The organism is Jeotgalibacillus marinus (genome assembly GCF_040801915.1).
In the GTDB taxonomy this organism is placed as follows: Bacteria; Bacillota; Bacilli; order Bacillales; family Jeotgalibacillaceae; genus Jeotgalibacillus; species Jeotgalibacillus marinus.
On record NZ_JBFMIA010000231.1, the window covers coordinates 1 to 251 of the forward strand.

Below are 251 nucleotides of genomic sequence, written 5' to 3' on the forward strand. Positions count from 1 at the left end.
TGCTTGGCCTCTTGAAAGCTTATTTCTGGATTATGGCGCGGAAAATGAATACTCTGTTACAAAGATGCCGAAGAAACTATTGGAGTTTCTTAGTGGAGTAAAGAGGTTGGAGATTCGAGCAGATGAGGATTTTGACAAGACTTTTTTGGAAAATTTTCCCAATTTGGAGCACTTATCATTGCCTTATATCTCAAACGATGACTATCTCTTGCAACTTCTCGCGGGAAAAGATTCTCTTCGATCGCTCAATG

1 protein-coding gene is annotated in these 251 nt (G+C 39.8%); it reads left to right on the forward strand.

Annotated elements, in window-relative coordinates; translation table 11 throughout:
• The coding region (locus AB1471_RS17655; RefSeq protein ID WP_367781023.1) for a hypothetical protein at positions 1-251 on the forward strand (251 nt) is incomplete at both ends.